Here is a 17,933-nt window from a genome sequence, read left to right as displayed (position 1 = left end):
GTGAAACTGCAAATAAAAATGACTAAACTGCAAATAAAATCAGTGAAACTGCAAATAAACGATCTAAAGTGCAAATAAAAATAGTAAAACTGCAAATAAAATTACCCAAACTGCAAATAAAATCATCAAATCTGCAAATAAGTCAGCAATAACCACTAATTTCATCCAATTATACTAATTATTTGATTCATTTTTGAAACGATATATTAAGAAATACTCAATTTTTATAAAGTTTTACACATTTTCTCGTAAGCCGATAGAACTGAAACTACTTTAATTGTTTAATCCGATAAATATTTGGACATCCTATATAACAACATACTTGGAAGGAGACTGCATCATGAGAATAAATAATCGTAATAGTCTAGGATCAGGTAGAAAAGGTGTCTTGAATATGGATTTTCATGAGTTTCAAAATAGGGGGCAAGAAACTAATTCACTAGAGATGGCGAGTGAGTTTGGCCTTACTTTAAGAGAAGTGCGTGATTTGAAAAGACAGCTAGAGCGTTCGTAAAAAAATTTTAACTGTCCTTGACATTTATTGTATCCGAACGTAAGATATAAAATAACATATTGATACATAATAACAATCCAAAGACGGAGAAAAGTAGGATAGGATCTCTTGGAGAGAGAGGGAGTGCCGTGGCTGAGAGCATTTCCACAAGTAGACTATTTGAAAGACACTCCCGAGGCTTTATTCTGAACGATTTCTAGTAAGGATAAACGTGAATCGGCGTTAACGATGAAAGTGGGAGAACATTTATTGTTCTTCAATTAGGGTGGCACCACGGGCTTATAACTCTCGTCCCTACTGATATTTATTTCAGTAGGCACGGGAGTTTTTTGTATTTATAAAGAGGTTTTTATTTAGGAGGATTTACAATGTCAATTAATATTCCAAGAGGTACTCAGGATATTTTACCTGGTACTGTTGAAAAGTGGCAGTATATTGAAAAATTTGCAAAAGATTTGTGTAATCGATACAACTATAGTGAAATTCGTACGCCAATGTTTGAGCATACTGAGTTATTCCTACGTGGTGTTGGTGATACAACGGATATCGTCCAAAAAGAAATGTATACTTTTACGGATCGTGGAGATCGTCAATTAACATTACGTCCAGAAGGAACGGCATCAATTGCTCGTTCTTATGTTGAACATAAAATGTACGGAAATAGTAGCCAACCTACAAAATTGTATTACATTGGTCCTATGTTCCGTTATGAGCGTCCACAAGCAGGTCGTTATCGTCAATTCATACAATTTGGTATCGAAGCTTTAGGTAGTAATGATCCTTCAATCGATGCGGAAGTATTAGCACTTTCAATGGATTTATATCGTGGACTTGGATTGAAAAATGTTAAGTTAGTTATTAATAGTTTAGGGGATTTAGAAAGCCGTAAAGCACATCGTGAAGCGCTTGTGAATCATTTTAAACCTGTGGCACATGAGTTATGTGGCGACTGTAATACTCGTTTAGAGTCAAATCCATTACGAGTTTTAGATTGTAAAAAGGATCATAATCATCCTTCAATGAAGACAGCACCTTCAATTTTAGATTATTTAAATGAAGAATCTGTAAAGTACTTTGAAGCTGTTCAATCTTACTTAACTGCTATGAAGATTCCATTTGAAATTGATGCAAACTTAGTGCGTGGTTTAGATTACTATAATCACACGGTATTTGAAATCATGTTAGAAGGTAAAGGATTCGGTTCAATTTCAACATTAAGTGGCGGTGGTCGCTATAATGGTTTAGTTGAAGAAATCGGTGGTCCAAATACTCCAGGCATTGGCTTTGCATTAAGTATTGAGCGTTTATTATTAGCTCTTGAAACTGAAGAAATTGACCTTCCAATTCAACAAGAGATGGATGTATTCCTAATTGGACTTGGAGACGAAGTGAAAAAAGAAGCAACAGCTATTTTATATCAATTACGTAAAGCTGGTCTTGTTTGTGAAAAAGATTATCAAGACCGTAAAATAAAAGCTCAGTTCAAAGCAGCTGAACGTTATAAATCAAAATTCGTAGCAGTTCTAGGTGAAGATGAATTATCACGAGGAGTTATTAATTTAAAGGACCAAGAAACTGGTGTACAAGAGGAAGTCGCATTAGACCTCTTTGTAAAATACGTAAGCTCTAAATAATCAAGTGGGGGAATTGAAAATGGAACAACGAACGCATTTATGTGGAGAACTAAGAGAATCACATATAGGTCAAAGTGTAACACTTAAAGGATGGGTACAAAAAAGACGTGATTTAGGTGGATTAATTTTCATTGATTTACGTGACCGTACTGGTCTTGTACAAATCGTTTTTAATCCTGAAACTTCAGGTGAAGCTTTAGCTTTAGCGGAAACGGCACGTAATGAATTTATTCTTCATGTTCAAGGGCAAGTAGTATCTCGTGGTGAAGGTACAGTTAATACAAATCTTGCTACAGGAGCAATTGAAGTTTCTGCAGAAAAGCTTGAGATTATTAACAAAGCTAAAAATCCTCCATTTGCGATTGAAAATAAATCAGATGTTGCTGAAGACCTTCGTTTAAAATATCGTTATTTAGATTTACGTCGTCCGGTTATGTATGACACATTTAAATTACGTTCAAAAATTACAAAATCAGTTCGTGATTTCTTAGACGGTGAAGACTTCTTAGAAGTTGAAACGCCAATTTTAACGAAGAGTACACCTGAAGGAGCTCGTGACTATTTAGTACCTAGCCGTGTACATCCAGGTGAGTTTTATGCATTACCGCAATCACCTCAAATCTTTAAACAATTATTAATGGTTTCAGGTTTTGAGCGTTACTTTCAAATTGCTCGTTGCTTCCGTGACGAAGATTTACGTGCTGACCGTCAACCAGAATTTACTCAAATAGACATCGAAACTAGCTTCCTTTCTCAAGAGGAAATTATGGAGATGACTGAAAGAATGATGGTTAAAATGATGAAGGAAACAAAGGGTGTTGAATTAGTTACACCACTTCCTCGAATGAGCTATGATGAAGCGATGAATCGTTATGGTTCGGATAAACCAGATACTCGTTTTGGATTAGAGCTAATCGATGTTTCTTCTTTCGCAAAAGAAAGCGGATTTAAAGTATTTACTTCAGCTGTTGAAAATGGTGGCCAAGTAAAATGTTTAAACGTGAAAGGTCAAGCAGCAAAGTATTCTCGTAAAGACATCGATGGTCTTCAAGAATATGCTGGTCGTTATGGAGCGAAAGGCCTTGCTTGGTTAAAACTTGAAGAAGATGGTTTTAAAGGACCAATCGCAAAATTCTTTAGTGACGAAGAGTTTGCTACATTAAAATTAGCTGTAGAAGCTGAAGCTGGTGACTTGATTTTATTCGTAGCATCAGATGCTTCAGTAGTTGCAAACAGCTTAGGAGCACTTCGTTTAAAACTAGGAAAAGACTTAGATTTAATCGATCAATCGAAATTCAATTTCTTATGGGTTACTGAATGGCCTCTACTTGAGTACGATGCAGATTTAAACCGATATTTTGCTGCTCACCATCCATTCACATCACCTGTTCGTGAAGATATTGCGAAATTAGATACTGATCCTGGTAGTGTAAAAGCACAAGCTTATGACTTAGTTCTAAATGGTTACGAGCTTGGTGGTGGGTCTGTACGTATTTATGAAAGAGACATACAAGAAAAAATGTTCAAATGCTTAGGATTCTCTGAAGAAGAAGCACAAGCTCAATTTGGTTTCTTAATGGAAGCATTTGAATATGGAACTCCACCACACGGCGGAATTGCGTTAGGTTTAGACCGTATTGTCATGTTACTTGCAGGTCGCACAAACTTACGTGATACAATTGCATTCCCTAAAACAGCGTCAGCAAGTTGCTTATTAACAGAAGCACCAAGCGCAGTTTCTTCTGCACAATTAGAAGAATTAGCGTTAAAAACAACTGTAGAAGAGTAAAATAAAAAGGAAGGGGAAAGGAATTTATTTTCTTAATCCTTTCCTTTTTCTTGTTGAAAGATTATTAAAATTCTTTATTTCTAAAATTCAAGCTTGATGGTAATAGCTTGTATCATGTATATTTAAATCATTGTAATCTGATTAAGATAGTGGGAGTTGAACAAATGTTACACCAATTTTCTCGTAATGAGCTTGCTTTTGGTAAAGCAGGTTTAGAGCGTTTACAAAACAGTACGGTTGCTATTTTAGGTATTGGAGGAGTTGGATCATTCTCTGCAGAGGCTTTAGCTCGTTCTGGAGTCGGTCGTTTAATACTAGTCGATAAAGATGTAATCGATATAACAAACGTGAATAGACAAATTCATGCTTTATTATCAACGGTTGGAGAACCTAAAGTAGAAATGATGAAACAACGTATTCTAGAAATCAATCCTGAATGCGATGTCATAACACATAGAATGTTTTATACAGAAGAAACATTTGAAAAGTTTTTCGAAATTCCATTAGATTATGTAATTGATGCTTCTGATACGATTACATATAAAATTCATTTAATTAAAGAGTGTCGCCGTCGAGGAATTCCACTTATTTCAAGTATGGGTGCTGCTAATAAGATGGATCCAACAAGATTTAAAATTGCAGATATTTCTAAAACAACACATGATCCGATTGCAAAGGTTATTCGAACAAAGCTGCGCAAAGAAGGTATTCAAAAAGGGGTAACAGTTGTCTTTTCAGATGAAAGCCCTATTGTCATTCGTGAAGATGTACGTAAAGAAATCGTACCAGATGAAAATACAAAAATTCGTAAAGCAAAAATGCCACCATCTTCAAACGCATTTGTCCCTTCAGTTGCTGGCTTAATCGCGGCAAGTCATGCTGTACGTGAATTAATAAAAGATATTGAAATTAAACGTGTAGGTAAAGAATAAAAAAATTAGTGGTAGTCAGACTGTAGGAATTAATTTCCTACAGTTTTTTTATTTATAAATGCAAAAACTAACCTTAAAGTAGGAGGTGTTTGATGTTGAATAGAACATTGAAAGTATGTTGTGCTTTCGGATTATCATTAACAATTTTATCTGCCTGTAGTAGTACGAACAACATGGAAAAAGATCGAACTCAGCATAATGTAGATAATTTATCCAATCGGTTAAATGTTTTATATAAAAAGAAAGATAATGTCGTCAAGAAGAAAGGTAAAGTTGGCAAAGACGGTGTTGTTAACGATATGGAATCAATTGAAATGAATAAGCGAAAACCTAATAAGTAAAAAAAGAAACCCTCAAGAAATTGGGGGTTTCAAACTGCTCGCTTTCTTTTGTTTCGGCTGTTTTGTGATGCTCAAAAAGAATCTGTGTAATTTTCTTAAAGCTGTTACATATTTATGTCTTTTTCATTTTTATTTGTACTTTTATGCCTGCGAACAAATCTACGACCAATTAAAGAAATCACTACAAGCGAAATAACAATTAGGAATATTTGAATTGTTGATAAGTTAAAATATTTTGCACCAGTTACAATCAAAAGTGTAGAGAATGTACCTTTAATAATAAAAAATATAATAATCCATAAACCGCCTTTTTTCCAATTCATTTTATTATACTCCTTACTACTGCATTCGATTTATTAATTAATTATACAATAGTACAAGTTAGAAAATACGGTAAATGTATTACAGTATTTTGTCTAAATTAATCAGCTAAATTGATCAATACTTCTTGTTTCTTTTGGATCAGCATTTTTAAATTGATTATTTTCTTGTACAATTCCTCATTTTCTTTTTTTATTTTCATGACCTTTTCTTTTAAAATGAAATTTTGTTCAATGATTTGGGTATTTGGTTGTAAATTCGTTAAGAATTGAATGACTATATCTAAATTTAATGAATGATTATTTATAGGTGTTTCGATGATTTGGTTTTTCTCCTCTAATTCAGTGCTTTGATTTGTTGATAGTTTTCGGTATCTAGACGCACATGCGGCTTTTGTCCGATTGACAATATTTGCGACCATTTCAAATGCTTCTTGCTTCGATTTACCTTTGCTTTCATAATTGTTTACTAGTTCAATTAATGTATTTTCATCCTCTATGGACCATTTAGATTTAGGAATATTCATTTTTTCACCTTCTTGAATTCATCTATTATTATCATCACCAATTAATTTGTTTAGTAATGAGAAATATTTTCTAGTGCAGATGAAAAATGTTTCCAATTCATTTACAATAGAAAAAAGAGTTTGTTAAAAGGAGGGTGAAAAATGAGTCATGAACCTCTAGCATACCGTATGAGACCTAGGACAATTGATGAATTGATCGGTCAAGAAAAAATAATCGGAAAAGAATCAGCGTTATATCGATTAATACATAATGGGCGAGTGCCTTCAATGTTAATACATGGAGAACCAGGAATTGGCAAGACTTCATTTGCCCATGCTATTGCTGGTACAGTTGATAAACGATTTGTCACTGTAAATGCTACTACTTCTGGGAAAAAGGAACTTGAGGATATCGTACATGAAGCAAAAATGTTCGGTGAGATCATTCTTTTTGCTGATGAAATACATCGGTGGTCGAAGCTACAGCAGGATTATTTATTATCGTATGTAGAAAGTGGATTTATTACTTTAATTGGTGCGACAACTGAGAATCCATACCACGATGTTAACAGTGCGATTAGAAGTCGCTGTAACCATATATTAAAATTAGAGCCTCTCTTGCCAAAGCATATTTATAAACTATTAGATAAGGCCTTAAGAGATGAAAATCGAGGATTAGGGAATTTACAAATTCAAATTTCTGAGGAACAAATATTAAAAATAGCTCATGGAGTGAATGGGGATGCAAGATCATCCTTAAATATATTAGAATCAATTGTTTATGGTTCACCAAAAGAATCAGACGGTACAATTGTAGTACAAGATGAAATCATTGATGAATTCCTTCGATCGAAAGGATTTAATCATGATAAAAATGGAGACTTTCACTACGATACATTATCTGGATTTCAAAAAAGTATTCGTGGAAGTGACGTGAATGGGGCGCTATATTATTTAGCAAGGTTGATTGAAGCGGGTGATATAACTAGTATTATCCGTAGACTATTAGTTATTGCATATGAAGATATCGGATTAGCTGGTGATCCATGGAAGGTTGTACTAGCTTGTGAAGCAGCAAAACAAGTTGGTTTTCCTGAAGCGAGAATTATACTCTCAAATGCGGTAATTGAACTTTGTTTATCATCGAAATCTAATTCAAGTGTTACATCAATTGATCGCGCATTAAGTGATGTAAGAAGTGGGCTACATGATGATATTCCGGCACATTTAAAGGATAGTCATTATGGTGGAGCAAAAGATATGGGGCATGGAATTGGCTATATTTATCCACATGATCATCCATTAGGTAATTTTGGTGGATGGGTAAATCAACAATATCTTCCAGACCGACTCGTTAATCAAATTTACTATAAACCTAAAGATGCTGGTAACGAAAAACGTTATGGGGCTATATTTGAAAAACTACAGCAATTCAAGAAGGATCGAAAATAAAAAGGAAGCTCGATTTAAGCGAGTGTATTCGCTTAATCGAGCTTCCTTTTATTATGTTTCTTTAAAATGATCCACTCAATAATGATAAAATTAAGTAATAAGCCTACCCATATATTCACGTTTAAGGCTACTTCGACCATTTTCTCTCTTCCACCAGGTATATGCATTCCATTCAGCAAGAAGTAAGCTAAAAATAAAATAGGTACTAAAATTCTAGCACTAACTGCAACTAAAGTAATCCCCATACTTCGAATCATCCAGATTTTGTGATCAATATAATTTTTCTTCTTAATGCTATACACACCTTGAAATGTAGTAAAGATCCAAAGTAATGTTAAAGCAAGAAAAGACGTTGCCCGAGTAAAGTCTTCAACATAAAAAATGACAATCAACGCTAAAAGTCCGCTTATGTAAACACTTATAAAATAAACTTTTCCAATCGTCCTGTGAATTTGCGGATTACGATTTCGAATACTTTTAACAAACTGTAAGAAACCAGTAATTAGAGCTATCAACGCAAAAAAGATATGTGCTATTAGAGCAGGGTACTGTATTGAAGTAGAAGATATTTGAATACGACTATTTTCTGGATTAAATAAAAAATAAGGAACTATAAATGGAATCATGACACAAAGAGAGAGAATAAATAAAATCCACCAAGTTTTTTTTGAATACATCAAATCTGCCTCCATTATAAAATCTAGCATCATCATAACACCGTAATATGAACCGAGCATGAATAAAAAAAGCCGAGATTTTTTTCTCGGCTTTAAGCACTGACATCATTTTCAAAAACTTCAACAATTGGAGTTTCAACTAAATGATTTGTTAATAATTTTATTTCAAAGAAAAGTAGTTCTGGTTTAATAAAAGTTGAAGGAATAGAAAGAATTTCTATGTCTTCCTTATCATAGAAGACAATATAATTTACTTTTCTTTGATAAGCTGCCATTTTCCCTTCATTTTTACCCCATTTTCGGAGCTCGATTTTCATCCGATTTATTTTGTGGAGCTCGATTGACTTTATTTCATTTCCTTTTTTAAAGGTTAATTGTCTAGTTGTTAAAATCACTTTTGACCCTTTTCGTAGCTGGATTGTTGCATACAATTTAAACAAGAAAACAATCCATAGTACAGATAGTAATAAAAAATAAAATGGATCGTGATTTCCGAAAGCAGTACCTGTACGAATGGCTGTTAAAAAACCTAAGAAGTATGTGCCAAAGTGCCAGCTTGGCTTTGATTCTAATATGACTTCTTGACCTAATTTATCGTTTTCGGTTTTATTTAGTAATTCAAGTTGTTCTTTATGTTCATCCAGCGTATATTTGTCCCAACTCGTAAACGCTGTAATTGTTTCATCAATAAATCTAGGACTTGGGATTTGTTCAGTAATATAGGCTCCTACATATGCTGCCATCCAATCTTTTTCGTCCCAATTTTCTTGGTTACTACGAAATCTAGTTAAATAAAAAGTTACTTCTTCTTCATAATAGTTTGCAGTATCAAATCGTTTAACGACTTCAATATCATCAGGGATGATCCCAAAATCCTCATGAGAAATCAAATAAAGAAACAATCTGTTTTTTACAAAACTATATTGATGCTCTTCGGTAAACGAATACATCTTATTTTTTGACCCTTCATTAAGCTTTGTATAAAACCAAATGGCAGATTCAATATTGTGAGCACAATAGTCGAGTATTTCTTTTTCAATTTGAACGTTTTGCTCCATTAATGAGATAACGGCATCAACTTTTAAATACGGGTCTTTAAAATCAATTGCCTCTTCTAAATAGCCATGCATAAAATCATCATAATAAAATTGCATTAATTGAAGACAAATACCCATTTCAGTACGAACAAATAAGTAGGATTCCTTCCAAGCTTGGTAAACGTATTTTAAGTCATAATCGTTATCATAATTTAAATATGAATCGCGTTTAAACTTGTAATAGTGTTTAATTTGTTCTTTTACATAATCGGCATCCTCAGATGTAAAAGAAAGAGATATTGAATTTCTATGACACAATAGAATTAAATGGAGTATCGATATAGCAGTTTCGGTATTTTCAATTAAATGTAGTAATTTTTTTACTAAATGAGGAGTCCAATTTGTCTCTTCAAAAATGAACTGTACATCAATTTCTAGTGAAAATTGTAAAACATATTTATCGATTAGTCGTATATAAACATCTCTAGCTAAGTCTGATTTAAGATTTATTAATAAATAAAGTGATTGAAGTTTTGCTCGTTCACTGTATGCCTCAAAATTCTGTTCGATTGGAATGATCAATTCTTGTATTTCGAACTCTGAACAAAATCCAACTAGATGATAGCTTCCATCATCCCAATCCTCTTTTGATTTTGGGAAGTTTCCGCCGGCTTCCTCTAATAAATAAATTAAAGATTCGATCGAAGCACCAGAACCTAAAGACTTCCTAAGTTGGTCTATTCCTTTTGCCCGCTGATATAAATCTTGATGGTGTAGTTGTTTTACGATGGTCTTGAATTTTCTTTGTACAGCCAACTTATAACCTCCTATAGCAGCTTTGTAATTCAAATATATCATAATAAGGTTATTGGGAAATAGTTAATTAGACTTATAGTTTATTAGTTCAAATATTATTGCAGGACTATTAACTTGTTTTTTGTAACAATTGGATAATTTTTACAAGATTGTTTTGATAATTTTTTTTCAAGCTTTTATAATAATAAGTACAAGCTGTTCATACTTTAATATAGAACTTGTCCAATCCTAGCGATCATTTCGATTAAGTTATATTCGAAACGAAAGTAGGAATTTTTTTTGTACCTAAAATTAAGAATGGAGGATGAACATGGTTAAGCTCTATGTCTTGGCGATCGTCATTGGTGGAGTGACCGGATTTATTTTTCACATCCTGTTTAACAAAGGTACGATTATGCTCCCGGTGAGAAGAAAGAAAGGCTTTTATTTAGGATTTCTTGCGGATATTTTATTTGGAGCAACAGCCTCGACATTATTTGTTTCTTTATTTATACCAGAGAACATGTTAAAAGATATGCGTATGGTAATTGGATACTGTATATTAGCTGGCCTCTCATCACAGAGCTTTCTTTTAAGTAGGGCACTTAACACTGAACGGGAAAGGGTAAGTTCGCTGCATAATATTTCGAAGCAAATAGTATAGTAGTTTCAATAATATTCTTAGCTGAAATGAAGGAGGCATGTAATGAGGTTAGTGCTAACACCTGAAGAGAAAGCGATTTATTTAGATTTATTAGAGGACTTATTAAATGCTGATACTGAATACGAAATAAAAAGCATCGAATTCAACATCTTAAATTTTTTAAATAACATAAAAGATTTTAGAAAAAATGTTGAAGATTTCGATGAAAAAGCAGCAACAGCTCAATTCGTTCGGGCTGGAAAGTTGAAAAGTTAAGAAAAATATTATCGCTATAATTATAATGAAAAATGAATTGCCTTTCTATTAATTTACATTAATTCTAATAAAAGAGGTATCTGAGTGAAAAGGAAAATTTTTTGGATTCCAATAATTGTATTTATCGTTACAACTACTGTATTTTACGTGTGTGGTAATTTGTTTAACATCGAATCTTTAAAATGGTTTAATTTTGAGGAAACCACAAATGGCGGATTTACTATTGGTGGTTCATTGAACCCAATTAACTTTGGTTTTGCTTTTGGTTTCATTGTGGAATGGTCTATAAAAGCAGGGATAAAAAGCGCACAGCTTACTAAAACATTAGCCATGAAAAAACTGGAACTCTATAAAAAGAGTTCCAGTTTTTTTTAGTTAACACCAAGTTTTGCTTTAATTGTTTGTCCATACATCTCTTGAACTGGGCTTGGTATATTTAACACATAATCATTTTCTTTTAATAGTAATTTAAAGTCTTAAGCATCTGTAGTACCATCAAAGTTTATGTCTGTGTTTCGTTTGTTTTTGTTCCAATTCGCTTCAAATAATACAGATTATTTACAACAATGGAGGAGTAAATTTAAAAATTTAATCTTTGTTAATCAGAAAAACTAAAACATATTTATATACGATTTTTAAGATAGATATTATACTTTTCCAATTGGATTAGGTGTGTTTTTTCCCTGACATGTGAATTTATAGTATAAATAGTGTACAATAATTGTATTACTACAGTTTAAAAATAGGATAAAACAGATAAAAATAAGAGATACAGTTTATTGAACGGAGTGAATTCATGAAGATTTCAACTAAGGGAAGATATGGACTAACAGTTATGATTGAATTAGCGAAAAGATATTGTGATAAACCAATTTCGCTTAAGAGTATTGCAAAAGCACAGAATCTTTCTGAGCATTATTTAGAGCAAATTATTTCATTATTACGTAATGCGGGATTAGTTAAGAGTATTCGAGGTGCATATGGCGGGTATATTTTAACAAAAGAACCAAATGAAATCTCAGCGGGAGAAGTTATTACTGCGCTTGAAGGCTCATTATCACCGATCGAAAATATTGAAGATGAAAATCCTGCCCAAAGAGAGCTATGGTCTCGTGTTCAAAAAGCGATCAATGAAGTTTTGGACCATACTACTCTTGAAGATTTAGCTAAGTTAGAATCTGATGATTTGAATGGATATATGTTTTATATTTAAGCTCGTTTATTGTATTGTTGCATGTTAAGAAATGTAACTTTTATGAAAGAAGTGTTTGAGGCGGCAAGTGCTTATTAAAAATGTGGATGAAATGCTCGGAAAAGGAAATTAGTTAAATCCTAACCTCTTTTTCCGAGATTTCCCAACTCATGTACTGTACGCTTCATAAAGAAAGGATTTAATAAAAATGGAACGTATTTATGTAGATCATGCTGCGACTTCTCCGATGCATCCAGAAGTAATCGAAAAGATGGTTGTAGAAATGCAAGAAACTTTTGGAAACCCATCGAGTATTCATTCTTTTGGACGACAAGCTCGTCAAAAAATTGATACCGCGCGCATGGTTTGTGCTAATAGTATAGGAGCAAAAGCTAACGAAATTATTTTTACAAGCGGTGGAACAGAAAGTGATAATCTTGCTGTGCGTGGAGTTGCATATGCAAATCAAAAATATGGTAAGCACATTATTACCTCAAGTATTGAGCATCATGCTATATTACATACATGTCAGGCTCTTGAAAAGGAAGGCTTTGAGGTAACGTATTTACCAGTTGATGAAACAGGTCGTGTGAAGATCGAATCTGTAAAGGCGGCACTACGTGAGGATACTATTTTAGTATCGATTATGATGGTTAATAATGAAGTCGGAACAGTACAGCCAATCAAGGAAATTGGTGAGCTTCTTAGAAATCATAAAGCTCATTTTCATGCTGATGCAGTCCAAGCTTATGGCTTGATTCCGATAAATGTTGAAGAACTTGGTGTAGACTTTTTATCAATTTCTTCACATAAAATAAATGGTCCTAAAGGTGTAGGATTTTTATATATAAGCGAAAATGCAATCTTTACACAATTGCAATTTGGTGGACAGCAGGAGCGAAAACGTCGTGCTGGTACAGAAAATGTTCCTGGTATTGTTGGGCTAGCTAAAGCTGCTGAATTAATTCATATTGAAAGAGAACAACGGGTAGAAAGCTATTTACGTTTTCAAGAAATCTTAATGAATGTTCTAAAAGAAAATGGCATTCACTTTGAAAAAAATGGAAATGAGACGTTTTTTGCACCGCATGTGTTAAACTTATCTTTTGATGATATTTCAATTGAATCATTTTTGGTAAATCTTGATTTATCAGGTGTAGCAGCATCAAGTGGATCTGCTTGTACAGCCGGTAGTATTGATCCATCACATGTTTTAGTTGAAATGTTTGGAATTGATTCACCAAAAATACGTTCTTCGGTACGTTTTAGCTTTGGTTATGGTAATACAGACGAACAAATTCGTTTAGTTGGAGAACGCGTATCTTCAATTGTAAAACGATTAGTTAAAATATAAATTTTTTAAATGCGAGAGGATAATATTGATGAATAAAAAAGATCCAAAAGACACTCGCGTAGTAGTTGGAATGTCAGGTGGTGTAGATTCATCTGTGACGGCATATTTATTGAAGCAACAAGGGTATGATGTCATCGGGATTTTCATGAAAAACTGGGATGACACAGATGAATTTGGCGTATGTACAGCAACTGAAGATTATGAAGATGTAATTGCAGTTTGTAATCAAATCGGAATTCCGTATTATGCAGTGAACTTTGAAAAGCAATATTGGGATAAAGTGTTTACTTATTTTTTAGATGAATATAAAAAAGGTAGAACACCAAACCCTGATGTAATGTGTAATAAAGAAATCAAATTTAAAGCCTTTCTTGAACATGCAATGGAACTTGGAGCGGATTATGTAGCAACTGGTCACTATGCTGGCGTTGAATATCGTGACGGTGAATTTAAAATGTTACGAGGAATTGATAGCAATAAAGATCAAACGTATTTCCTAAATCAGCTTGGCCAAGAACAACTTTCTAAAGTTATGTTTCCACTTGGAGGTTATTTAAAGCCTGAAATTCGTAAAATTGCTGAGGAAGCAGATTTAGCGACAGCTAAGAAAAAAGACAGCACTGGAATTTGCTTTATTGGTGAGCGTAACTTTAAAGAATTTCTAAGTAATTATTTACCTGCTCAACCTGGCGAAATGAGAACGATGAGCGGGGAAGTTAAAGGGAAACATGATGGACTAATGTACTATACAATTGGACAACGTCATGGCCTTGGAATTGGTGGGAATGGCGACCCTTGGTTTGTAGTAGGAAAAGACTTAGAAAATAATGTTTTATTAGTTGAACAAGGTTTTCACAATGAGTTACTTTATAGTAATGAAGTACTTGCTTCTGATATTAGTTGGACTTCAGAAATGCCAAAAGAAGGTCCATTTACATGTACTGCTAAATTCCGTTATCGCTCAGAAGATAACGAAGTAACAGTGCATATTTTAGACGATAACTCAGTAAGAATTCTTTGCCATGAAAAAATTCGTGCAATCACTCCAGGACAAGCAGTTGTATTCTATGATGGAACAGACTGTTTAGGTGGAGGAACGATTGATCGTGCATTTATCGATGGTGAGGAATTAACTTACTTAAGATAATCTATTTACCCCAGCCAAGGATGGTTGGGGTTGTTTTATTTTAGGGAAAAGTAAATAAAATACTATAACAAAATTGAAGAAACGTTCCTTTGAAATGTATTCATTGGTGTGATAGTGTTAAATAGAAAGATTTGGTTATTTCATAAACTTAGTAGTTATGATTAAAAGATAAAATAATTGAAAGAAAATACATAGAGGTGTTATACATGAATAATTTTGAACGCGGAGTTGCAGCCCTTCAAGAAGGAAACTTAGAAGTTGCAGCTAATTTTTTAACGAAAGAAATAGAAGAAAATCCTACTAACTCATTAGCATATGTTAATTTTGGTCAGCTTTTACTATCAATGGGCGATGTAGAACGAGCTTGTCGCTTTTTTGAAAAAGCTTTAGAAATTGATCCAGAACTAGCAGCTGCACACTACGCTGTCGGAACAGTGTATTTTGAGGATGGAAAGTTTGATTTAGCAAAAAATCATTTTCAACATTGTGTGAAACTTGGCATGAATGATAGTGATGTACATTTTATGATTGGATTATGCTGTTTAAATAATGGAGATGATCGTTTTGCACTTCCATTTTTTCAACGAGCGATTGAGCTAGACGAAAAAGACGTAGATGCACTATTCCAATATGGTCTTACTTTAGCAAAATTAGAAATGTTAGATGAAGCAAAAGTAAATTTAGAAAAGGTATTACAATTAGATGAACATCATGCTGATGCACACTACAATTTAGGTATCATTGCGATGTTTAATGATCATGTTGAAATTGCTAAAGATCATTTTAATAAAGCGATTGAAAATCAAGATGATCACATGCTTGCAATGCATGCATTAAAAGTGATTGAAAATAAAGAAGAAGAATAAGTTACTTTAGTTTTAAAGCTTGGGAGGTGGAGAAATGCAAACGCAAAGTGAAATGGAATTGTTTGTTGATGAGACACCTTATATTAAAGGAAATGTCACAACAATCATCTTTTATAATGCAGAAAATTTTTATACTGTTGCAAAGGTAAAAGTGGTCGATACAAATTTATCAAATTGTGAACAGGAAATGACTATTACTGGAAATATTCCAAGAATGAATGAAGATGAGTCATATACATTTAAAGGGATTCTAAAAGACCATCCAAGGTATGGTAAACAATTTCAGATTTCATCGTTTGAAAAAGAGCTTCCATCTACTAAAAAAGGTGTTATCCAATATTTATCATCAGATTTGTTTAAAGGAATTGGAAAGAAAACGGCCGAAAAAATTGTTGATCATCTAGGTGAAGGTGCAATTAATAAAATTTTAGATAAATCTGATAGCTTAGAAGGTGTTCCCGGGCTGGCAAAAGCAAAAGCTAAAGAAATTTATGAGACCATTTTATCTCATCAAGGCCTTGAAAAAGTAATAAGCTTTCTAAGTAGCTACGGTATAGGTACAGGCTTATCGATTAAAATTTATAAGACTTATAATGAATCAACTCTAGATGTTATACGAACAAATCCATTTAAGTTGATTGAAGATGTAGATGGAATTGGTTTTGGAAGAGCAGATGAAATTGGTCGAGCAATCGGAATTACTGGAAATCATCCTGATCGAATACGAGCGGGTTGTATATATATATTAGAGCATTTATCGATGCAAGAAGGTCATGTTTATATTACACAAGACCAGTTTATTGACGAAACTAGACAATTACTAATGAAACAAGATAAAGAGCTTGTCGAAGCACTCGACATTTCTCGGGAAATGAAACGTTTAGTAGCAGACGGCAAACTAGTAATGGAAGACGAGCGGATTTATTTAGCTGCGCTTTATTACGCAGAAAAAGGGATCGTGAATGCAATCCAAAAATTATTAAGCAGTGCTCCAGATTTAGGTGAAATGACTGAATCAAGATTTGTAAAAGAGCTTGAAGAACTTGAAGCAAAGATGAAAGTGAAATATGCACCTTCGCAAGCAGAAGCAATTAAAAAGGCGATGGAGTCAGCGATGATGGTTTTAACTGGTGGGCCAGGGACAGGAAAAACGACAGTTATTAAAGGAATCGTTAATCTTTTTTCGAAAATTCATGATCTATCGTTAGACCAGCATTCGTATCCGAAAGATGATCCATTCCCATATTTGCTTGCTGCGCCTACTGGTAGAGCTGCAAAACGCATGAGCGAAGCAACAGGATTACCAGCAGTTACAATTCATCGTTTGCTTGGTTGGACAAGAGAAGGCGAATTTAGCCATCACGAGGACAATCCTTTAAATGGAAAATTACTGATCATTGATGAGTTTTCAATGGTTGATGTTTGGTTAGGGAATCAACTGTTGAAAAGTATCCCAGAAGGCTGCCAAGTGATCTTTGTAGGGGATGAAGATCAATTACCGTCAGTTGGTCCAGGTCAAGTATTAAAGGATTTATTAAACTCTGGGACAGTTCCAACAGTGAGATTGAAAGACATTTACCGTCAATCAGAAGATTCCTCGATTATTACACTTGCACATTATATAAAAGATGGAACAATTTCCGAGGATTTATTTGAGCAAAGAAAAGATCGTTCGTTTATCGGTTGTTCAAGTCAACAAGTTGTTGAAGTCGTCAAAAAGGTGTGTGAAAATGCCAATAAAAAAGGTTTTCCTGTAAGAGATATTCAAGTGCTAGCACCGATGTATCGCGGTCCAGCTGGAATTGATGCGCTAAATGTTGGGTTGCAAGAGGTGTTTAACCCTAAAAGAGAAAAACAGCGTGAAATGCATTTTGGAGATACAACTTACCGTACAGGTGATAAAGTACTCCAACTCGTAAATGTCCCTGAAAACAATGTTTTTAATGGTGATATGGGTGAGATCGTTAATATATTTTTCGCTAAAGAAAATGTAGAGCAACAGGACATTATAATCGTTTCATTTGATGGAAATGAAGTGACCTATACTAGACCAGATTTTTCTCAATTAACACTTGCTTATTGTTGCTCAATCCATAAGTCACAAGGTAGTGAATTTGATATTATTGTGCTTCCGATTGTAAAAAGTTATTATCGAATGCTACGAAGAAATTTAATATACACGGCAGTGACAAGAAGTAAAAAATTCTTAATTATATGTGGTGAACAAGATGCATTTATTCAAGGAATCGGTCGAACGGATGATGGACAAAGACAAACTACACTATGTATGAAATTAAAAGGCATTGAAAATGGTGAAGTACAGTTAGATAATGATTTGCCATTTCAGCTTTCAGATGAATTACCAAATCTTTCACCTTATGATTTCATGTAATTGACTAAGAATATATAGTGCAAGACGATTCCTGTACTAACGTATATTTTTATGAAAATTTGGTCA

18 protein-coding genes and 1 other annotated feature are annotated in these 17,933 nt (G+C 33.6%); of the genes, 14 read left to right on the top strand and 4 right to left on the bottom strand.

Annotation, left to right across the window (positions count from 1 at the left end; genetic code table 11):
- Window positions 1-340 precede the first annotated feature (340 nt).
- The 5 genes from CN692_RS26430 (at window position 341) to CN692_RS24910 (ending at window position 5,210) form a co-directional block, all read left to right on the top strand.
- On the top strand, window positions 341-514 hold the full coding sequence (locus CN692_RS26430) for a hypothetical protein (protein ID WP_098121829.1): 174 nt from the start codon (window positions 341-343) through the stop codon (window positions 512-514).
- 71 nt (window positions 515-585) lie between these two features.
- Window positions 586-813 (top strand) — a binding site (T-box leader).
- Window positions 814-882: 69 nt separating this feature from the next.
- Window positions 883-2,148: a histidine--tRNA ligase gene (gene hisS / locus CN692_RS24925; protein WP_098121828.1), complete on the top strand. Its 1,266-nt coding sequence runs from the start codon at window positions 883-885 to the stop codon at window positions 2,146-2,148.
- A 19-nt stretch (window positions 2,149-2,167) separates the two neighbouring features.
- Window positions 2,168-3,937, top strand: coding sequence for an aspartate--tRNA ligase (gene aspS, locus CN692_RS24920; protein WP_098121827.1), 1,770 nt, complete (start codon window positions 2,168-2,170; stop codon window positions 3,935-3,937).
- Window positions 3,938-4,101: 164 nt separating this feature from the next.
- Entirely contained in the window at window positions 4,102-4,869 is a 768-nt protein-coding gene (locus tag CN692_RS24915) for a tRNA threonylcarbamoyladenosine dehydratase (RefSeq protein WP_098121826.1), read from the top strand.
- Between the two features lie 92 nt (window positions 4,870-4,961).
- Window positions 4,962-5,210 carry a hypothetical protein gene (locus CN692_RS24910; RefSeq protein WP_098121825.1) on the top strand — a complete coding sequence of 83 codons (249 nt, stop codon included), beginning with the start codon at window positions 4,962-4,964 and terminating at the stop codon, window positions 5,208-5,210.
- 104 nt (window positions 5,211-5,314) lie between these two features.
- Here CN692_RS24910 and CN692_RS24905 read toward each other — a convergent pair whose 3' ends face one another.
- On the bottom strand, window positions 5,315-5,533 hold the full coding sequence (locus tag CN692_RS24905) for a hypothetical protein (protein ID WP_098121824.1): 219 nt from the start codon (window positions 5,531-5,533) through the stop codon (window positions 5,315-5,317).
- A gap of 98 nt (window positions 5,534-5,631) precedes the next feature.
- A complete protein-coding gene (locus tag CN692_RS24900; RefSeq protein ID WP_098121823.1) occupies window positions 5,632-6,057 on the bottom strand; it encodes a Myb-like DNA-binding domain-containing protein in 426 nt (141 codons plus the stop codon).
- Window positions 6,058-6,198: 141 nt separating this feature from the next.
- On the opposite strand from CN692_RS24900, the gene CN692_RS24895 reads away from it, so the two are divergent.
- Window positions 6,199-7,488, top strand: coding sequence for a replication-associated recombination protein A (locus tag CN692_RS24895; protein WP_098121822.1), 1,290 nt, complete (start codon window positions 6,199-6,201; stop codon window positions 7,486-7,488).
- Window positions 7,489-7,520: 32 nt separating this feature from the next.
- On the opposite strand, the gene CN692_RS24890 is transcribed toward CN692_RS24895, so the two are convergent.
- Together CN692_RS24890 and CN692_RS24885 are read right to left on the bottom strand one after the other, a co-directional pair.
- On the bottom strand, window positions 7,521-8,165 hold the full coding sequence (locus CN692_RS24890; RefSeq protein ID WP_098121821.1) for a DUF2306 domain-containing protein: 645 nt from the start codon (window positions 8,163-8,165) through the stop codon (window positions 7,521-7,523).
- A gap of 92 nt (window positions 8,166-8,257) precedes the next feature.
- Entirely contained in the window at window positions 8,258-10,018 is a 1,761-nt protein-coding gene (locus CN692_RS24885) for a hypothetical protein (protein WP_098121820.1), read from the bottom strand.
- A 310-nt stretch (window positions 10,019-10,328) separates the two neighbouring features.
- On the opposite strand from CN692_RS24885, the gene CN692_RS24880 reads away from it, so the two are divergent.
- The 8 genes from CN692_RS24880 (at window position 10,329) to recD2 (ending at window position 17,867) form a co-directional block, all read left to right on the top strand.
- Window positions 10,329-10,661, top strand: a complete 333-nt coding sequence (locus CN692_RS24880; protein WP_172447414.1) for a DUF4257 domain-containing protein — start codon at window positions 10,329-10,331, stop codon at window positions 10,659-10,661.
- Window positions 10,662-10,703: 42 nt separating this feature from the next.
- Window positions 10,704-10,916, top strand: a complete 213-nt coding sequence (locus CN692_RS24875; protein ID WP_098121818.1) for a hypothetical protein — start codon at window positions 10,704-10,706, stop codon at window positions 10,914-10,916.
- An 84-nt stretch (window positions 10,917-11,000) separates the two neighbouring features.
- Window positions 11,001-11,291 (top strand): hypothetical protein, encoded by a 291-nt coding sequence (locus CN692_RS24870; RefSeq protein WP_098121817.1) that lies wholly within the window; start codon window positions 11,001-11,003, stop codon window positions 11,289-11,291.
- Window positions 11,292-11,712: 421 nt separating this feature from the next.
- A complete protein-coding gene (gene cymR / locus CN692_RS24865) occupies window positions 11,713-12,129 on the top strand; it encodes a cysteine metabolism transcriptional regulator CymR (protein WP_098121816.1) in 417 nt (138 codons plus the stop codon).
- 187 nt (window positions 12,130-12,316) lie between these two features.
- Window positions 12,317-13,462, top strand: coding sequence for a cysteine desulfurase family protein (locus CN692_RS24860; RefSeq protein WP_098121815.1), 1,146 nt, complete (start codon window positions 12,317-12,319; stop codon window positions 13,460-13,462).
- Between the two features lie 28 nt (window positions 13,463-13,490).
- A complete protein-coding gene (gene mnmA / locus CN692_RS24855) occupies window positions 13,491-14,609 on the top strand; it encodes a tRNA 2-thiouridine(34) synthase MnmA (RefSeq protein WP_098121814.1) in 1,119 nt (372 codons plus the stop codon).
- A gap of 206 nt (window positions 14,610-14,815) precedes the next feature.
- Complete coding sequence (locus tag CN692_RS24850) at window positions 14,816-15,475, top strand: tetratricopeptide repeat protein (RefSeq protein WP_098121813.1); 660 nt, start codon at window positions 14,816-14,818, stop codon at window positions 15,473-15,475.
- 34 nt (window positions 15,476-15,509) lie between these two features.
- Entirely contained in the window at window positions 15,510-17,867 is a 2,358-nt protein-coding gene (gene recD2, locus CN692_RS24845; RefSeq protein ID WP_098121812.1) for an SF1B family DNA helicase RecD2, read from the top strand.
- Window positions 17,868-17,933: the final 66 nt, after the last annotated feature.

The organism is Bacillus sp. AFS002410 (assembly GCF_002556365.1).
Lineage (GTDB): Bacteria > Bacillota > Bacilli > Bacillales > Bacillaceae_G > Gottfriedia.
Note: the sequence above shows the minus strand (reverse complement) of the source record. Positions and strands in the feature narration are given on the sequence as shown.

What these genes read in the sequence shown, in the direction of transcription:
- CN692_RS26430 (WP_098121829.1), top strand. Translation starts at nt 341, where the DNA reads ATGAGAATAAATAATCGTAATAGTCTAGGATCAGGTAGAAAAGGTGTC.
- hisS (WP_098121828.1), top strand. Translation starts at nt 883, where the DNA reads ATGTCAATTAATATTCCAAGAGGTACTCAGGATATTTTACCTGGTACT.
- aspS (WP_098121827.1), top strand. Translation starts at nt 2,168, where the DNA reads ATGGAACAACGAACGCATTTATGTGGAGAACTAAGAGAATCACATATA.
- CN692_RS24915 (WP_098121826.1), top strand. Translation starts at nt 4,102, where the DNA reads ATGTTACACCAATTTTCTCGTAATGAGCTTGCTTTTGGTAAAGCAGGT.
- CN692_RS24910 (WP_098121825.1), top strand. Translation starts at nt 4,962, where the DNA reads ATGTTGAATAGAACATTGAAAGTATGTTGTGCTTTCGGATTATCATTA.
- CN692_RS24905 (WP_098121824.1), bottom strand. Translation starts at nt 5,533, where the DNA reads ATGAATTGGAAAAAAGGCGGTTTATGGATTATTATATTTTTTATTATT.
- CN692_RS24900 (WP_098121823.1), bottom strand. Translation starts at nt 6,057, where the DNA reads ATGAATATTCCTAAATCTAAATGGTCCATAGAGGATGAAAATACATTA.
- CN692_RS24895 (WP_098121822.1), top strand. Translation starts at nt 6,199, where the DNA reads ATGAGTCATGAACCTCTAGCATACCGTATGAGACCTAGGACAATTGAT.
- CN692_RS24890 (WP_098121821.1), bottom strand. Translation starts at nt 8,165, where the DNA reads ATGTATTCAAAAAAAACTTGGTGGATTTTATTTATTCTCTCTCTTTGT.
- CN692_RS24880 (WP_172447414.1), top strand. Translation starts at nt 10,329, where the DNA reads ATGGTTAAGCTCTATGTCTTGGCGATCGTCATTGGTGGAGTGACCGGA.
- CN692_RS24875 (WP_098121818.1), top strand. Translation starts at nt 10,704, where the DNA reads ATGAGGTTAGTGCTAACACCTGAAGAGAAAGCGATTTATTTAGATTTA.
- cymR (WP_098121816.1), top strand. Translation starts at nt 11,713, where the DNA reads ATGAAGATTTCAACTAAGGGAAGATATGGACTAACAGTTATGATTGAA.
- CN692_RS24860 (WP_098121815.1), top strand. Translation starts at nt 12,317, where the DNA reads ATGGAACGTATTTATGTAGATCATGCTGCGACTTCTCCGATGCATCCA.
- mnmA (WP_098121814.1), top strand. Translation starts at nt 13,491, where the DNA reads ATGAATAAAAAAGATCCAAAAGACACTCGCGTAGTAGTTGGAATGTCA.
- CN692_RS24850 (WP_098121813.1), top strand. Translation starts at nt 14,816, where the DNA reads ATGAATAATTTTGAACGCGGAGTTGCAGCCCTTCAAGAAGGAAACTTA.
- recD2 (WP_098121812.1), top strand. Translation starts at nt 15,510, where the DNA reads ATGCAAACGCAAAGTGAAATGGAATTGTTTGTTGATGAGACACCTTAT.